The organism is Streptococcus lactarius (assembly GCF_016642265.1).
GTDB classification, from domain to species: Bacteria; Bacillota; Bacilli; order Lactobacillales; family Streptococcaceae; genus Streptococcus; species Streptococcus lactarius.
Genome location: NZ_MRXX01000010.1, coordinates 9,726 through 27,236 on the forward strand (window position 1 = coordinate 9,726; position 17,511 = coordinate 27,236).

The 17,511-nt window shown below is 39.2% G+C and carries 16 protein-coding genes; 6 read left to right on the plus strand and 10 right to left on the minus strand.

Translation table 11 applies throughout. The features are described from left to right. Positions 1-63: 63 nt before the first annotated feature. From ldcB to BTU61_RS07725, 8 genes are all read right to left on the minus strand, one after another. Positions 64-843 (minus strand): LD-carboxypeptidase LdcB/DacB, encoded by a 780-nt coding sequence (gene ldcB / locus BTU61_RS07690; protein WP_200773040.1) that lies wholly within the window; start codon positions 841-843, stop codon positions 64-66. A 10-nt stretch (positions 844-853) separates the two neighbouring features. Further along, a complete protein-coding gene (locus BTU61_RS07695; RefSeq protein WP_200773041.1) occupies positions 854-2,596 on the minus strand; it encodes a TcaA second domain-containing protein in 1,743 nt (580 codons plus the stop codon). A gap of 66 nt (positions 2,597-2,662) precedes the next feature. Beyond that, the gene (locus tag BTU61_RS07700) at positions 2,663-3,742 is read right to left on the minus strand and encodes a DUF6574 domain-containing protein (RefSeq protein WP_200773042.1); all 1,080 of its coding nucleotides are present in this window, start codon (positions 3,740-3,742) and stop codon (positions 2,663-2,665) included. A 123-nt stretch (positions 3,743-3,865) separates the two neighbouring features. Continuing rightward, positions 3,866-4,150, minus strand: a complete 285-nt coding sequence (locus tag BTU61_RS07705) for a rhodanese-like domain-containing protein (RefSeq protein ID WP_200773043.1) — start codon at positions 4,148-4,150, stop codon at positions 3,866-3,868. Positions 4,151-4,170: 20 nt separating this feature from the next. Then, positions 4,171-4,662, minus strand: a complete 492-nt coding sequence (locus BTU61_RS07710; protein WP_200773044.1) for a prolyl-tRNA synthetase associated domain-containing protein — start codon at positions 4,660-4,662, stop codon at positions 4,171-4,173. A 12-nt stretch (positions 4,663-4,674) separates the two neighbouring features. Next, positions 4,675-5,259 carry a uracil-DNA glycosylase family protein gene (locus tag BTU61_RS07715; protein ID WP_200773045.1) on the minus strand — a complete coding sequence of 195 codons (585 nt, stop codon included), beginning with the start codon at positions 5,257-5,259 and terminating at the stop codon, positions 4,675-4,677. A 52-nt stretch (positions 5,260-5,311) separates the two neighbouring features. Next, entirely contained in the window at positions 5,312-6,718 is a 1,407-nt protein-coding gene (gene pepV, locus BTU61_RS07720) for a dipeptidase PepV (RefSeq protein ID WP_200773046.1), read from the minus strand. A gap of 35 nt (positions 6,719-6,753) precedes the next feature. Further along, a complete protein-coding gene (locus BTU61_RS07725; RefSeq protein ID WP_200773047.1) occupies positions 6,754-7,359 on the minus strand; it encodes a nitroreductase family protein in 606 nt (201 codons plus the stop codon). 288 nt (positions 7,360-7,647) lie between these two features. Here BTU61_RS07725 and BTU61_RS07730 point away from each other — a divergent pair, with 288 nt between their 5' ends. From BTU61_RS07730 to BTU61_RS07755, 6 genes are all read left to right on the plus strand, one after another. Beyond that, entirely contained in the window at positions 7,648-9,231 is a 1,584-nt protein-coding gene (locus tag BTU61_RS07730) for a helix-turn-helix domain-containing protein (RefSeq protein ID WP_234700124.1), read from the plus strand. Between the two features lie 37 nt (positions 9,232-9,268). Further along, entirely contained in the window at positions 9,269-9,976 is a 708-nt protein-coding gene (locus BTU61_RS07735; RefSeq protein WP_234700127.1) for a GSCFA domain-containing protein, read from the plus strand. Positions 9,977-10,088: 112 nt separating this feature from the next. Next, positions 10,089-11,174 (plus strand): hypothetical protein, encoded by a 1,086-nt coding sequence (locus BTU61_RS07740; protein WP_200773048.1) that lies wholly within the window; start codon positions 10,089-10,091, stop codon positions 11,172-11,174. Between the two features lie 2 nt (positions 11,175-11,176). Then, positions 11,177-12,382, plus strand: a complete 1,206-nt coding sequence (locus tag BTU61_RS07745; protein ID WP_200773049.1) for an ATP-grasp domain-containing protein — start codon at positions 11,177-11,179, stop codon at positions 12,380-12,382. After that, positions 12,379-13,494 carry an ATP-grasp domain-containing protein gene (locus BTU61_RS07750; protein ID WP_200773050.1) on the plus strand — a complete coding sequence of 372 codons (1,116 nt, stop codon included), beginning with the start codon at positions 12,379-12,381 and terminating at the stop codon, positions 13,492-13,494. Before BTU61_RS07745 ends, BTU61_RS07750 begins: the two co-directional genes overlap by 4 nt. Then, on the plus strand, positions 13,478-14,653 hold the full coding sequence (locus tag BTU61_RS07755; protein WP_200773051.1) for an MFS transporter: 1,176 nt from the start codon (positions 13,478-13,480) through the stop codon (positions 14,651-14,653). The genes BTU61_RS07750 and BTU61_RS07755 overlap by 17 nt, the downstream gene beginning before the upstream one ends. 108 nt (positions 14,654-14,761) lie before the next feature. On the opposite strand, the gene BTU61_RS07760 is transcribed toward BTU61_RS07755, so the two are convergent. Continuing rightward, complete coding sequence (locus tag BTU61_RS07760) at positions 14,762-15,604, minus strand: metallophosphoesterase family protein (protein ID WP_200773052.1); 843 nt, start codon at positions 15,602-15,604, stop codon at positions 14,762-14,764. A gap of 10 nt (positions 15,605-15,614) precedes the next feature. Further along, positions 15,615-17,450, minus strand: coding sequence for an excinuclease ABC subunit UvrC (uvrC, locus tag BTU61_RS07765; RefSeq protein ID WP_200773053.1), 1,836 nt, complete (start codon positions 17,448-17,450; stop codon positions 15,615-15,617). Between the last annotated feature and the right edge of the window lie 61 nt (positions 17,451-17,511).

Genomic DNA, 17,511 nt, shown 5'->3' on the forward strand with positions numbered 1-17,511 from the left:
TGTGCAGAGGTGGGACGACAAAATCGAATTCTAACGAATGACCGATTTCTGTCCCACTCTCTTTTATTTATCAACGTAATCACCACCGGTGAAGCCGTAATATTCTTCTAAACTCAAACCTGAGTCAGCAATCTCTTGGGCTTCTTTTCCGATGTAGCGAAGATGCCAGCTTTCTGGTACATAGCCAGTTACCTTTTCTTTTCCTTCTTGGTAACGAACGACAAATCCGTATTTTGCTGCATTCTTGAGCAACCATTTACTTGGTCCTGGTTCTGTTACGAGATTACCACTCGTATCGATTAAATCGAAGGTCAAACCAGTTTGGTGCTCACTATAGCCAGGTCTTGCTGAATACCGGTCGGCAGCTGCTTGACCATCTTGATTAACATAGTTTTGGTAGAGCCCAACTTGGGTCTCATAACTCCTAAAACCACTGTATTGATCACTAATTGGGTAGCCTTCCGCCTGCATGGCAGCGATCAATTCATGAAGGGCTGCCACAGCTTTTGGGTCTTCTCCAGGGTTAAAATCTGGTGACAAGGGATAGTGCTTGTTGGCAATCATCACCTCGCCATATTTCCCTTTAACACTATAGTAAGACCCATTGTAGGTCACACCAGCGTCCAGTTTAACATCCGGCTTGCCAGCCTTAGAGGAGGCTTCACCGCTACCTTTCTTGCTACTATCTGTTGCAACAGATGTTTTAGCAGAAGACTTGGTGGAAGTTTGCTTGGTCACTTCTTTGGCAGAAGATTTCGAAGCATCTGGTTTAGATTGGGAGCAAGCTGTCAGACTTAACAAGGCAACTGTCACCAAGGTTAATTTAGAAAATCTTGCTTTCATGTGGGTTCTCCTATGATTCTTTTGTGACGACAATATCTGTAATCACATAACTAGCTCCTACTTTTTTCAAAGTATAGGTCTTGTATCTACGGTTTTGTGAATCTGGATGGTTATCCGTGTAATGCACTGTGAAGTCTTCATAGGTCTTGATTGTAACAACGCCATTTTCCTCAGTTACGCTTTGAATATCCAAAGCTCCTGGAGTATAGTAGTCAATTTTGGCCTTCCGAACTCCATCACCAGTTGTGAATTCAACCATTTCTTTGTAAGCTTTGCTTTGAGTATCATAATACTTAGAATAGGTGTTGTTACGGTTTGATACGGAACTAAAGACAGCGTCACGGTATTCTTTCAAGAACTCTTCAGCCAAGGTCCGATTTTGCTCTTCTTTAGCATCCTTCGCTTTTTTAGCATCCTGTGCACTCTTAACCCGTTTGGCAGTATCTTTGGAAAGTTTCAATTCAATTGGATCATTTTCATCCTCCTCAACTGTTACTTTGCTTTCTTCCGTTGAATAGGTTTCCCCATTCATATTGAAGACAGCATGGACTTCAATTTCTTGATAAGGAATGCAGTCCACTTCAAAAGTTGTACTGGTGCCCACTTCTTTGCCATTGACAATAACCTTAACATCTGTAGGATTTTCTACTTCATCTGGAAATTCAATCTCAAAATTGCGTTTTTCCGAATTCATCAGCAACTCAATCTCGTTTTTGGTAGCCTTTTTCGGATCAAAATGGATTTTCGTTGATACATTACCAACTTCTGTCTTGGCTGTTACTTCCATATCCGTCTTGCTGTAATGAAGAGAACCAATGTCTGTTACCCCTTCTTTTTTCAAAGAAATAGTTTTACTGCCGACTTTTAGCTTGGCTTGATCTAGATTGGTTTTCACCTTAAATTGAATTGGATAGCTCGCAACACGGTATTCTTGGAAGATCCCAAATTTTTTGCCTGCTTTTTCCAGACCAAAAATCTTGTTGTTGGATTTATCCTTGTAGACACCTACGCCACCATCATCAATGATTTTGTTCAACTCATTACCGATATCAATCCCTTGATCAGCCATACTGGTGATGAAACTTTCTGCTTCATCTTTTGTCCACTTGTCCGATCCAGTCGAGAGCAATTCGGCTGCTTCGCGATAGTCCTTGGTATCCACAGCCTTGATAAATTTATCAGCTGTGACTTCTACACTGGTCGTTGATCGGAAGTACATGAAGGCTGCGACTAAGGCAATCACCAACACAGAGACGACAGAAATAATCCAAATTTTCTTTTTAGAAAGTTTCTTTCCACTCTTTGTTTTCGGCGCTTTTTGCTTCTTCGGTGAGACAGGTGCACTCTCAGCTGTGATAAAAGATGGAGTTGGCTGTGGTGTCGTGTACTCCTGAGTTTCTTGTGGATAATCAATTGGATACATTTCTTGTTCAGTAGCTGGAGCCGTCACGTATTCAAAGTTTTGGCTCTTGGCTGCAGCAAATTCATCTGGACTTGGCTTGCGCCCATAAGTTTCTTCAAAATGCTCCAACCAAGCTTGTCGAGCTGCAAGTAGCGGATCAATGGTTTCTTCTTCGACGACTGGTTCAGCTACTTCTTGAGAAGAGAAAACTTGTGTAGCTTCTAAATCCTTTCCAGCAATAGACTGAATTTGTTTCAAATCAAATCCACATTCTTTACCAGCCATAAATTCAGCTGGGGTTGGCTTACGCCCGATCACTTTTTCAAATAATTCAACCCATTTTTGTTGCATGGATTTCTTCTCCCTTATTATAAAATAGGGAAAGTGGGTCCCCCCACCTTCCTCTTTGTGATATGATTAGTATCCTAAATTACCAAAGTTTCCAAAGTTTGGAGTACTTGGAATAGATCCCATAATAGCTTGTTCCAAAATTTGACGATCCAAATATACAACAAGGCCTGCAAAGACAATTAAAATCGCAATGGATGCTACAAGCAATAAGAATTTATCTGCTTTAAATTTCGTTTTGTTCAAGGCTTGGTAAACAACATACAAGGTTCCAACTGTAAACAAGAAGAAGACCAAGGCGTTAAGGAAGCCATAGAATTCATAGGCTTTTACAAGCCCAACTAAGAAAGCAAAAAGTGAAATAGGCAAGGTGTAGACAGACAAACGTCCAAACTCTTCAAATGAACGGCCGTATGAATATTCTTTATCTTGAAGAACGACACGACGGATAAAGAAACCTGCTACTTGGTAGGCATAGATATTGAAGTAGACCATGATCAAGATGATAAGAAAGGCACGGAAATCAACACCATAACCACCTGTATATCCACTAGCTGTGAAGAATGTAGCCAAGGTCATTACAAAAGCAGTGAAGACATATTGTAAAATACCATTGAGCGCTTTTGGTTGGTTTACAGCAGTTGGGCGTTTCAAAGCAGAAACAAACCAACTCCAATAACCACCAACTGCCACACCAAATTGACTAGGTTGAGCAGGATAAGGTTGACCTTGATAAGGATTTTGTTTGTAACCAGGTTGAACCGGTTGTTGATAAGCTTGTTGTGGAGCTTGTTGGAAAGAAGAACCATTGGTTGGAGCAGCTTGAGGAGCTGGTTCTTGAGGTGCTGCGACTGGTTCTTGAGGTGCTGCGACAAACTCAGGAGCTTGTGGGGCAGCAACTGGTTCTTGCGGTGCTGCGACAAACTCAGGGGCTTGTGGGGCAGCAACTGGTTCTTGTGGCGCTGCGACAAACTCAGGGGCTTGCGGAGCTGCTACTGGTTCTTGTGGCGCTGCGACAAACTCAGGGGCTTGCGGAGCTGCTACTTCTTCTTGGAATTCACCCGCAGCAAGCGCTTGAGCAATTTCCTCAGCACTGGCAGAGCGACCATTTACGGCTTCGAAATAATCAAGCCAATCTTGTTTTGACATAGTTAATCTCCTTATAAATAGTTAATACAAAGGTATTATACAAAATTTTTACTTGGTTTTCAATGAAAGACTGGAAAAAGCCTGTAATATCTCTTGAAAAAAATTGCAATCTATCACAACTTTCTAATCTTCCAAAGCATTCATACCCCCTTGCACATTGGTCACATCATAGCCTTGCTCTTCCAAAAATTGGCAAGCGCGTGCTGAGCGTCGACCAGACTTGCAGATGACATAATAGGGCTGATCCAACTCTAGTTCTTGGTAGCGATCTGCTAACTCAGATAAGGGAAGAAGACGAACCCCATCTAAATGAAGCGCATCATACTCCTCCTGCTCGCGTACATCAAGAACGTGTAGATCTCCTTTTTGATAAGCTTGGTAAAAGCTTGAAAATAGAATTTCTTTCATTATTTCTCCTATATGGTATGTTATGGAAGGGTTAGAATTTCATAGTTAAAGCTAATTGACTCTAAAAACCGGAACAAGTATTGGGTTTTAATAAAGATGGTTTTTTCATTGGTATTGGGATGGAAAGTCATGATCTCCTCTGACACAATGTCTTTATCGAAATAGACTCGAATATCTTTATCTTCATTGTTTAATAAACCAAATGGAGAAACCGTTCCTGGCAGTAATTTCATTTTTTCAGCTAAAGAATCTGCTGAAGCCATGCGGATCCGGTTGGCTTCCACTTGCTCTTTGAAATCATCCATATCCAATGGTTTCTTGTCGTCCATGATGAGCAGATAGAATTGCGTTTTCTTCTTGTTGGTCAAAAACATGGACTTGGTCCGCACACCTTCTAAGCCTTCAATGTAAGAATCGGCCTGCTCAGTTGTGAATGCCGGTGGGTGTTCCACTACATCAAATTTGATCCCAAGTTCTTCTAATTTGTCTTTAACTTGTTGGTATGCCTCCATCTCCGATCTCCTTTATTTTTTAATGATCTCTTGAACTAAGGCTTGCAATTCTGGCACTACTTCTGCCTCAAACCAAGGATTTTTAGCCATCCAGATTTGATTGCGAGGGGAAGGATGAACTAGTGGAAAATAGGTTGGCAAATAGTCCTTAAAATGATGAACCCGTTCGGTTACCTTGCCACTGACTTTCTCATGGAGATAATAAGCTTGGGCATATTGTCCAATCAGGAGGGTCAACTCAATATTTGGACACTCCTTTAGAAGCTGTGGGTGCCATTTTTCGGCAAAGCCTTTGCGTGGTGGCAGATCACCTGATTTTCCATGCCCTGGGAAATAAAAGTCCATGGGAATGACCGCAAACAGTCCAGAGTTGTAAAAGGTATCTTCATCAACTCCTAACCATTCGCGCAGACGGTCACCACTTTTATCCTTCCAGTAAATTCCCGCTTCTTGCGTTTTCAAACCTGGTGCTTGGCCGATAATATTGATGCGAGCAGTCCTTGGTGCTGCAAAGAGTGGCTCGATCCCTTCCTCTGTATATCCTTTGTTTTGAGGATCTGCCATAATGGCTTCTTTAATGGTTTCAATCTTTGACATAAGTTCTCCTTCTATGGAAAAACTCAGCCAGAAAAACTGGCCGAGTAGTGGATTATTTGATTAATTCGTAGATGGCTTCTGCGTAAATAGCTGCTGCACGATAGAGATCTTCAACATCTGCGAACTCATTCGCTTGGTGCATGGTATTGACATAGTCTGGGAACATGGCACCAAAGGCAACTCCACGTTTCAAAAGACGACCAAAGGTACCACCACCGATGACCTGCTCGTGACCTTTGAGACCCGTTTGTTTTTCATAAACACGCAAGAGGGTAGAGACCAATTCATCATCCATCGGAACATAGTGAGGGGTGTGACCATGGGCTGACAAGCTCACCGTAGCCACTCCTTCGATCTTTTCAAGGATGGCTTTGATGGTTTCAGGATCTGTTCCTTGAGGGTAGCGCACGTTCAATGCAATGGTATTGTCTGCTTGGCTTTCATCAAAATGGAAGACACCTGCATTCATGCTCAATGGTCCCATCTTGGCATCTGTATGGGCAATGCCTAATTTTTCACCGGCAAAATCTTCGTGAAGAAGTGAAGCCGTCACATGAAGGTAAGCCTTAGCAGCGCCACCAAAATCAAATTGGTTCAACAAAAGCGCTAAGTAGGTTGCACCATTGATCCCATCTTCAGGAGTGGATCCATGAGCAGATTTCCCAACGATCGTAACGGTATAAGTTTCTTCATCTACTGTTGAGATTTCAAACTTGAGCTGGTGTTCCTTGGCAAAAGCATCTAAGAAACCAGCAAGATCAGGGAGTTCTCCAGAAACGACTGCAGTCGCTGATTCTGGCACCATGTTTTCACGAAGGCCACCTGTAAAGCTGTGAAGTTTAGCCTTTCCAGTGTTGTCATTTCCAAAATGAAGGTACTCAGTGATGTTTCCTTTTTCCCCATTGATAATTGGGAATTCCGCATCTGGAGAGAAGCCAAAATCTGGCTCAGGAAGTCCGACATGTTTGAAATAGTAATCCATGTCGCCCCATCCTGATTCTTCATCCGTACCGACAACGAAGCGCACGCGCTTAGAAACAGGAAGTCCTAGATCTTTAATGATCTTCAAGCCATAGTAGCAGGCCATTGTAGGCCCTTTGTCATCAGATGAGCCACGCGCGTAGAGCTTGCCATCGATAATTTCTGGTTTGTAAGGATCGGTCTTCCAACCACTACCTGCAGGCACGACGTCCATATGGGCAAAAATACCAAGCTCTTCTTCTCCTTCACCAAAGGTAAAGTGACCGGCATAATTGTCCACATTCTTGGTTTCATAGCCGTCACGCTCGGCAATTTCCAAGAATTTTTCAAGAGCTTTTACAGGACCAGGTCCAAAAGGATGCTCTGCATCTGCCTTACTGTCATCACGTTCAGAATTGATTTCCAAGAGGCTGTATAGGTCAGCCATCATCTCATCGCGACGTTTTTCTACTTCTGCTTTAAAGTCAACTGTTGTCATGAATTCCTCCTCGAGCTTCTAATTTTCTCTTTAGATTAGCGTTTTTCGATAATTTCATCAACTGGTAAGCGATAGCTTGGATCTACTTTTTCAGCCGCATAGCCAACTGTAATCAAAACTTCCGGACGGAAACGCTCTTCGATGTCCAATACTTCATTGATTTTTTCTTTATCAAATCCCAAGATAATATTGGTTCCAATGCCTTGGTCTGTCAAAGCCAACACCAAGTTCATAGCCACAAGACCGGCATTCAAAGCCAAGTAATCGCTTGTCTGTTGGGCATCATAGCGCGCAAACTCAGCAGGAAGACTTTGCATAAAGTATTGCAACTGCTCATCTGTGAAGTTTTTCACCCCACCGACACGCGCAATCTTGCGAGCCCGTTTTTGCAAATCAGTATCTGTAAAGAGGGCGATGGTCACAGGTGCTTCCATGACTTGATCGTAGTTTGGACCATAGGCTAATTTTGCCAATTCTGCATTTTTTTGACGAACAACCACAAATTTCCAAGGTTGGCTATTGTGGGCGCTAGGGGCCAAGGTTGCGATCTCAATGGCAGTCCGTACATCCTTTGGATCGACCGGTTGGTCAGTGAAATGCTTGATCGCATGGCGTTTTTTATTGAGCTCTAGAAATTTCATAAGCTTCTTCCTTTTCTATTTCGGTTGCCTCTATTTTAACACAAAATGAAAGAGCTTGCAGAGTTTTACAGCCTAAGATTTGAATATAGTCAATTATTAAAAGAATTTGATTAAATTTCTTTTAACAATATCTATTAATTACATTCGAGGTTTTTGCATGCAAACATCTCATATAGCGAAAGAATATCTGATCTTAATTTGCAGCTTCGCAACAAATTGTTTCATGAATTTTATTGAAAATAAACTTCATGCGAGTATAATGAAAACTAAGTTAACACAAGAGAGGTAATGTTTATGATTGGTGACTTTTTGAAACAGCGTAGATTAGCAATGGGGTTTACTCAAGAATTTGTAGCAAATCAATTAAAACTAAGCCGACAGGCTATCTCAAACTGGGAAAATGGCTCTCGTGATATCAATGTTAAAGACTTAATAGCCTATGCAAAGCTACTAGAAATATCCTTCGAAGATTTAGAAGTTAGTTTAAATCAACCAAGTGCTTTAACTAAAGAAAGCATATCTAAAATAACAGATGGCGTTGTACCCAAGCATTTTAATTTAAAATTACAAAGACAAGAGCAGACTGAAGCTACCAGCACTCAAAAGCTTCACGTCAAAATCGAAGGAGATAAAGTTATCGGCGTTCATATTCTATTATCTTGCTTATTTTTGAATAAAAACAAGTTAATAATCAGAAACTGCCCTACTGCCTTTGATTTTCTAAATATACTCTATGAATTTGGAAAGAATGAGTGGTCTGATTCTTTCACCTATGAAGATACTATCGAGGTTAGCTCTAAAAGGATGCCTACAGATATTACATCTCTCAATAAAATTAGTCGAGCTAGCATTGGTACTATAACAGCTTTAACTTATCGCTATCACCATCTTTTATTTGCATTTCCTGGAGGAGACGATTTTTGTTTCAGACCTATTGACTTACACCTTGATATTCTCTCCACCGTAGCGAGCTATACCTATCAAGAAAAGAATAAAATCTTTTATTCTGAGAAGAATGACTTGCTAAATAAAAACATATCCTTAAATTGTTACGCAGATGGAAGTAAAAGTGTTGGAGCTTTTTTCAATGCTATTAGTTTAGCTTACTTTTATCCAAATGAAATAAAAATCAACGGTCTTTCTCCAGACCCTACTGTATCCTACCTCATTTCTTTGTTAGAGTCCGCGACGAATCGAACCGTCCAATATTTATCACCAGACAAAATTTTAATCCCTAAGGTAGACTCTATCGAAATGAAAAATACTGAAATAACGTTACCTCCCGATATGACTATGTTTGTTTCTTATGTCTTGCTATTCTGGGATGAGTTAGAAAATATCATTTTTGACAATGTATTTATCAGAGATATTCCTCAAAGTTACATTGACCTTTTTACAAAATTAGGTCTAAATATCATTGAAGACAAACACACAATTCAGTTCAAAAAAACATCTCAAATAGAGTCCGAGTACTTTGAATTTTTACGTTTAGGTGCTGCACCATTTATTACAAGTGATTTAGGTCCTATTCTATCAGAATTTTTAGCCTTTCACAATATATCATCCATCCTATTTGATGAAGTATTTATTCAAAGAACCAATCATATTGCAGAATTACACAAATTGGGAATTAGAATAAAAGTTTTGAGTAACGGTGCATTAAAAACACAAGACAAACTATCAGATATTGACACAACTTTAAAAATGTATCATTTAAATGATACATGTGCAGGTATGGCTATCTTGATGGGAATCATTCAAGTTCATCTTGATAAAGTGATGCTATCAAATTTTGACACTGTTCTTCACGGATTCGGAAACATACAAAAGGTATTAAGTTCATTAGGATATAAAGGAGAGATTTATGGATAACCTACACTTTTACTCATCAAAGTAATCTACGAAATTTCTGACATATCTTCCCAAGACAACTTGTTTCTTAGGTGCATGCACTGCTCAAAATCTAGCCCTTAGAATTAACTATTTTTCCAACAGTCAAATTAAAACTTTTTCTCCTTATGATACCATTTTTAATGCACCATCCTTACTAAAGGATTTAGAAATCATTGCATTTGAATTGAATCATCATATCTTAATAGATACCAAACAAAAAGTATTTTATGATGAAGTTCGTTTTTGGAATCGTTCAGAGAGTTTTAAAAAGGTCATAAACGAAAATTTACAGATTGATACTTGTGTTAAGAGAGCAATAACTGAATCAGATTTACTAATCGTCTCTCTCGGATCCGTTGAAATATGGTCTAAGTCTGAACACGTAATGAACAGACTTCCAAAAAATCAGTTTTTCAACCCAGAGATTAAAAATGTTTATCTATCCTCCGACGATATTCTTAACTTTTCTAAGGAAATTATGCGAATCGTGCACCTTATCAATCCTGGCATTAAGATTCAATTTTCAATCCCCTATGTACTTCTTAAAGCTTCTGAAAAATTTCAAAATCTTCATTTAGCTACAACTGAAAATTATCGGATTATCAAAGATGCTATTATGGAATTAGGGTACGACTATTACTTTCCTGAATATGAATTATTCAAATACTATGTTGAAAAAAATAATCATCCTTTCCAAGAGGATGGAAGGCATCCTTCTGTATAGCTAATTGCAGACGTATCTAAACACATTGTTAAAGAAATTAACAAGGATTATCTATTAGATACACCCCACAAACCATTTGCAATCAACAAAGTCGATAGCCGAGGTAAAATCAATGGTAAAGAATACTTATAGTGACGATTTACAACGTATCTTTAAAGCTCAGACTCTCCCATCATCGCCTTTGATAAGAGAAGAAAAGAACTTATTTACTTTTTCACCCATTCAAGATGAGCTAGAGTATTTTAAAGAAAAAAAATATGGTTTATATGTAAAAGAACAAGTTTGTTTCCGAAATGTCTATCCTGCTAACTTAGTAAATCCTATCTCTACCCCATGCCAAACTTTAATTAGTTTATTTTCATTCTATGAAGAGAAATATGGACAAATTATTGAAACTTTTATTACTAAGTTTTTAAATAAATGGATTCCTTTTGATGATATTTACATTATCTGTCCCAACATTACTGATGCTCTTGAGCAACTGTACAAGGTTACCAACCATATTATCGAAATTGATAAAGAACGTCTACGATGTGATGTTCCCTTGTCTGGAAATCACTACTACATTAAAATTTGCGTCCAATACCATAACGGTCTAGTGACTCTGGCAAATTTTGTACTGATAAATTATCAAGGAGGACTTCAATCACAAATAGACAGTGTTCTTTTCCCTTTAAGATTAGATATGATTCGTGAACAGGCGAAATCTATTTACGAGTCGCAAAATTTTCTAGCCATCTACAATAAGTTATATAAATTTTCTAGTAGTCATGAACTGACACATTTTTTCATCAGTCAACTAGAAGCTTTAACCATTTTATTACCGGAAATTGGAACATTTGGCAATCATAAACACAGCTATGCTCTAAAAAAACTAGCTAGAGAAATCTTTTTGGAATGTGATATTCATAATATCTCACTAGAGGACGTCTTAAATGAGTTTCCAACGATTAAAATCGAATTGCTAAAACAGTACAAGGAATATTCTCGGAATATCAATAAAGCATTAAAGAAAGTCAAAAAGAGTAGGGATACAATGGGGGCAGATTATGCCTATCAGACATTAGGTATTCCTTATAAACTCTACAAAAATCAAATTGACCCTACTTATAAACTACCTGAGTTGCCTAACAACTTTGCTTATTATAGAGATTCCCATAAAAATCGCTATCAAAATCCTATAGAAAGTTATAAATAATCATGTCAAAATTACTTATTTTACACCCATATCGTGAAACATACACCGATATTTATTCCTGCCTATCCCAAAATCATCAATACACTATCCTAATTGATGATAGTAAAAGTGATTCATTTGAAACGAATAAACCAACCAATGTCACTTTAGTTACTACCCAACATTATCCTGAAAAGAGAAAAGAAACCTCACAAGAAATCCTACAACAATCTCATTTCGATGCGATTGTTGCTTTAGATGAGTTTGATATGGTATTAGCTGCAGAATTACGAGAACAATTTCATATTAAAGGACAATCAGTCAGTCAAGCTAAAACCTTCCGTGATAAAGACAAAATGACACAGAAAGTCAGTGAACTAGATTTTAAAATCCCCCATTCTCGGAAAATCTCATCTTATGCGGAATTGAAAAACTTTTTCAAACAACATGGAGATATTATTCTAAAACCTTTGGATGGAGCTGGTTCTGTTGATACTTTTCATTTAAAAAGAGAGACTGATTTGGTTTCTTTTCATTCTGATCATTTTTGGAAGGACAAGACTGTCCTTGTTCAAGAATACATCTATGCAGATGTCTATCACATAGATGGCTTTGTTTATCAGGGAAATATCATCTACTGTGAACCTTCCCAATATATCTACAATCCCTTGCTCATTAAAAAAGGTATATCAGCTGCAGCGGTTTCCTTAGACCATACTTCAGAACAGTTCAATAAGCTTGTTGACTATGCTTCTACACTAAGCCATGGACTTTATCCCAATGGAACATTTCTTTTTCACTTAGAAGTGTTTTACGATGGACACGAAATTATTTTTTTGGAAATTGCTTCACGCATTGGCGGAGCACGAATTCGTCAAAATTTACAATATAAGCTCAATCACAATCCACTAGAACTTCTTTTAAAAGCTATTTGTGATGATTCCTTACCTACAATTCCGAAAACATTCCCTGTCACTGGCTGGCTTCTAACAGCAAAAAAGAAAGGAATCATTAAGCAACTCCCAGAATTAACTGAAACTATCAAAAAACAATATTCAATTTTTGATTACACAACTTACACACAAGTTGGTAAACAGTTAAATGATGCCTTTCATAGCGCGGATGCTATTGTCGGCTTCTCTTGCTATGGTTCAACATTCCTAGAAACCAAGAAAAACCTTCAAGGAGCTGAAGCTTGGGCGTTAGAAAATACGAGGTATGAGAAATGAAGTATTTTATTTATCGCTTTTCTCCTGCAAGTATCGGTATACAAGCACAAAAAAATTTAAGTATTGTTTGCCCTAATAAACAAAAAGAAAATTATCTCACTTTAGGATTTTCAAAAAACCAAATTTTTGGAATAGATGATTTTAGCCAGCTGAACCTCCTTCTTTTTTTCAATAATATTCAAAACATTGAAGATATTTTTACACTAGACGAAGGATTAATGCACATTGTTGGTGTGCTAAAATCCTTTTTCACTTTAGAAAAAGAGGCTTGGAAAATCTCCTATGCCTATAAAGATAAAAAGTTCATGCGAGAACAATTAGATGGTCGTGTTAACCAACCTCAATTACTGGATCCAAACGCTCCTCTTCCATCAACTTTTCTTATCAAACCAAGATGTGGAGCATCCGGGAAAGACATTCATATTGTATCTAAAATACCAGAATATTATCGAAGCGAAGATTTTCTTCTAGAAACACGAAAGGATTTTGATACGATGTTTACTTGTGATGGGATAGCGGTAAATGGAAAAATCCAATTCTTTTTCACACATGAATATGTAGGAAATATTCTAGACGTTAAAACAACCTTCATCAATATCATCCGTACTAACTCCCGATATAATGACTCCATTTTCATTCAACGATTACAAGCTGAGACCCAAAAAGTATTGGACTGTCTTGGAACAGAGAAGATTCACCCTTTTCATGCTGAATTCTTTTATAACTCTACTAAAAACGAGTTAAGCTTTTGTGAAATCGGAAAACGATTTGGCGGAGGCAATATTCCACTACTCATAAAGTCTGCTTTTCATTTTGACATACTAGATACTTACTGGAAACTAATAAATTCAATTCCTATACAAACAATAGTTTCTAAATACCCATCCAAGATCGCTGTAACTATAGCTATTTTTCAAAACAAGCATCATCAATTACCTCCACAACTCCCTATTCCTTTTGAGTTTTTCAGAGAATATCCTGAAAATATAGGTTTCGCTGCTCAGTCTTTAGATGACTTACGCTATCTTATATCTTGTAGTACTAAGGATGAGAAAGAATTTACTACTGTAAATAATTTACTTAAAGGATACACAAATGAACAAAGAACATAAAAATATACTATTACTAATAATACGTGGACAAACAACTAATTTTGGAAACATTATATTTGATTATGCTAATAAGCTTTTAATTGCTAACCTTGCTTCTAGATCTTCGTTTTTTATGATGATCTATCAAAGTACTGAGTCTGTCATTCAATTAATTTTCAACTTATTTGCTGGCTACGTTGCTGATTTTAGTGATAGGAAACGAATGCTAATAGCAACCGATTTAATTGCTGCTACTGCAACCTTTTTCCTCTTTCTATTTTATAGCCCACAAAATATCTGGGCATTAATTGTCGTCAATATATTATTAGCGATTCTATTTAGTTTTAATGGTCCAGCCTATAAAGCTATTATAAAAGACTTGCTCTCAAGTGATGGAATTTTGACATATAACTCTTTCTCAAAAATTGTAGCTGAGATTGTTAGTGTTGGAGCACCACTCGCTTCAGTATTTGTCATCCATCAGTTTGGATTCAAGTATGGTATGCTCATCAACTCACTGTCATTCTTAGTTTCCGCTTTATGTGAGTACCATTTCCATATACAATATCAGCATGAGAACATCCAGTCAAAATTTTTTTCCGGTATAAAAGAAGGCTTTTTATACCTTTATAAAGATAAAACGCTCTTAACTATCTTAATTACTGCCTCATTTCTTAATTTTCTTGATGCCATTTACGCTTTCTATCTTCCATTTACATCAAGCTTTTCTGACTTTCATAATATATTTGCCTATATTCTTGTAGCACAATCTATTGGTAGTATTATAGGAGCATTGATCATTAGTCTAGTGAAGAAAAAGATCGAATTGAAACACTTTCTTCATTTTTTATTACCAGGTGCTATCTCCCTAATGTTAATTAATAGTTTAAAGTTTTCGCAAGTGATTATATTGATTTTATTTGCTATTTTTTCAACAACAGTTGCTATGTTTAACGTCAATCTCATGTCTCACCTTCAAATATCTATTGATTCAAACTTCTTAGGGCGTATCTTCAGTATTATTTTTACCATTAGTGGTCTCTTTGCACCATTCGGAACTCTTTTCGCATCCTGGATAGATATTAAAAGTTGGCAAATATTTCAATTTATAGGAATTGGCCAATTAGTGATCTATCTTGTAAGTTTATTGTTCATTAATCTTAATTCAGAAAAGTCATAAAATTTTTTTCATTAAATTTTGCAATTATTATTGAATAGAATAGCGATATAAAAAAGCGGACATTTATACATCCGCTTTTTTGATTGGTTGAATACACAAGAGACCCACCTATGATTCATTGGAAAGATTGAAATAGGCAGCTACTTCTTTGGCATAACCGAATTTCTCAATCAAGGAAGCTAGCAACTCACTATTATGACCTCGATAGTTATCCTCGCGTCTCAATTCTTCGTACATCTCAATAAAAGGAAGGCCCTTGTCCTTGGCATCTTGTAATTCTGCTTCATAGTCGTAAGCCACCTTCCGAAATTGCAGGTTGGTCACCCCATCTTCTTCGACATCGATCAGTGCATACTGAGCTCTGTGGTTTTGAATTGGTTCCCAGTCAAAATAAGGCATGCCAATAGTCCCTGGATTGAGAATCTGCTGGCCCTGACTGCCATAGCGAAGCAACTGCTTGTGGACATGACCGTAGATGGCCATATCTGTCTGGTCATCCAGCAATTGATCAAAGTTCTCCGTCGCATTAGCTGGATGCAAGTCTCTACCATAATTCTTTTCTGGTAAGTTGTGGGTCAGTGAAAAGCGAATGCCGTTGACCTCCTTCTTCTCCATTAGAGGAAGCGAACGAAGCCAATCAATCCGCTTAGGATCCAGTCCCTCCATGACATACTGAGTGAGACGAAGCATTTGGATCTCCTGCGGATCCTCGAGCCCGTACTCACCATCCAAAGCCTCTAGGACACAATCGTCCCAATTTCCACGAACAGCTGCTGTAATCGGAATCGCATCCAGCAAGTCAAAAAGGTCCTCTCTTCCTGGTCCTGGTAACAAAATGTCCCCTAAAAGCCAGTATTCCGTCGCGCCTAGAGCACGCGCATCCGCAATCACTGCCTCCAGGGCTCTTGTATCTCCGTGAATATCAGATAAAATAGCAATTCGATGATTCATTATAAACTCCTTATGATTGGTATGGTTCAGAATCCTCCGCCACTTCCATCAAGGAACTTGCTTCTGCTTGCTTTCCTTGATGGAGCTTGATCTGCACTGCCTCCGCCACTGCTCGTGGGATGCCGACAGTAACAATCTCATCCACAGTAGCTTCTTTGATCTTGGTCAGTGACTTGAAGTGTTTCATCAGCAGCTGCTTGCGTTTTGGTCCCAAGCCTTCGATGCCGTCCAACTGGGAGGAGAAGGAATTCTTGGATCGTAGCTGGCGGTGAAAGGTGATGGCAAAACGGTGGACTTCATCCTGGATCCGCTGGAGGAGGAAAAATTCCTGCGAGGTGCGAGAAAGTTCAATGACTTGGAGAGGATCACCAAAGAGCAATTCATGGGTTTGGTGCTTGTCATTCTTTTGCAGACCTGCAATAGGAATGTCCAGTCCCAACTCTTCTTGGATGACTTGCTTGGCAATATTAACCTGCCCCTGTCCCCCATCGATGACAATCAGATCTGGTGGCGTCAGGCCATCCCGCATGACCCGGCTGTAGCGTCTGCGAATGACTTCCCGCATGCTGGCATAGTCATCTGGCCCGACGACAGTCTTGATCTTGTACTTGCGATAGTCCTTTTTACTTGGCTTTCCATTGACAAAGACGACCATGGCTGAAACCGGACTGGTCCCCATGATGTTGGAGTTATCAAAGGACTCAATCCGCACAGGCATTGGAATTTGCAGGAGTTTTCCAAGATTTTCAATAGCCCCTTGGGTCTTTTCCATGGATTTTTCAAGGAGATTGAACTTCTGCTCCAGACTGACCCGCGCATTCTTGATGGCCAGATTGACCAACTGCTTCTTCTCCCCACGCTGGGGCTTAAGGACCTTGGTATCCACAAGGGCTTTGACCGCTTCCTCATCGATATCTTGTGGGATCAGGATTTCATTGGGGATCAGGTGAGATTTCTCCTGGTAAAACTGACCTACATAGGTCAAGAAATCCTCGTCTGGATCATTGTAGTAAGGGAAGAGATTGACATCCCGCTCGATCAGCTTGCCCTGACGGACAAAGAAGACCTGCACACACATCCAGCCCTTGTCCACGTAGTAGCCAAAGACATCCCGGTTCTGCAAATCCTTGGCCATGACCCGCTGTTTGGTCCGCAGGGTCCCGATAGCCTGGATCAGATCCCGGTACTCGGCCGCCCGCTCGAATTCCATGTTTTGCGCAGCGGTAGTCATCTTGAGCTTGAGCTCATCGATAATCTTGTCATCCTGTCCCTTGAGGAAATCAGAAACCTCCTGGGCCATGCCCTTGAAATAGGTCTCGTCCTTGTGGCAGACTGTGTGAGCCATACACTGTCCTAGATGATAGTAAAAGCAGACCTTAGAAGGCGGATTGGTACACTTGCGGAAAGGAAAAATCCGATCCAAAAGTCGCTTGATCTCATTGGCTGCCCCTACGTCTGGATAAGGGCCAAAATAGAGCCCGCCATCCTTTTTGACCTGGCGCGTGATGATGAGACGCGGATAGCGCTCATTGGTAATCTTGATGAAGGGATAAGACTTATCGTCCTTGAGCATGATATTGTACTTGGGCTTGTTCTCCTTGATGAGGTTGATCTCAAGAAGCAAGGCCTCAATATTAGACTCGGTGACGATAAACTCAAAATCCACAATCTCAGATACCAGCGCTTCCGTCTTGGTATCGTGGCTCCCTCTAAAATAGGACCGCACCCGATTGCGAAGATTCTTGGCCTTCCCCACATAGATGATGGTACCGTTCTTATCTTTGTGAATGTAACAGCCCGGACTCGTCGGCAAGAGCTCGAGCTTGGATTTAATCAAGTTGTTCATACTCTCTATTATAGCAAAAAAGAGAGGTATTAGCCTCTCTGCACTATTCATACATACTTAG